The sequence below is a fragment of the Pantoea sp. SIMBA_079 genome, from assembly GCF_046940275.1.
GTDB lineage: Bacteria > Pseudomonadota > Gammaproteobacteria > Enterobacterales > Enterobacteriaceae > Pantoea > Pantoea borealis.
The window spans coordinates 1-235 of record NZ_JAWRYR010000932.1 but is presented as its reverse complement, the minus strand read 5'-3'; the positions used below and the strand labels follow the sequence as shown (position 1 = coordinate 235).

The 235-nt window shown below is 63.0% G+C and carries 1 protein-coding gene; it reads left to right on the top strand.

What is annotated here, in order from left to right:
* Positions 1-235 (top strand): BCCT family transporter (locus SB719_RS22670; protein ID WP_412160112.1); only part of this gene is annotated, 235 nt, incomplete at both ends.

Genomic DNA, 235 nt, shown 5'->3' with positions numbered 1-235 from the left:
CGATGTTCCGTGCCGACCCCAAATGGCTGGACTGGTGGACGGTGTTCTACTGGGGCTGGTTCATCGGCTACGCGCCCATGGTGGCACTGTACGTCGCGCGGATCTCGCGGGGCCGCACCATCCGCGAAATCATCATGACGCTGTCGATCATCGCACCGCTGGTGACCATGTTCTGGTTCACTGTGGTGGGCGGTACCGGGATCGGCCTGGAGCTGCAAACGCCAGGCATCGTCAC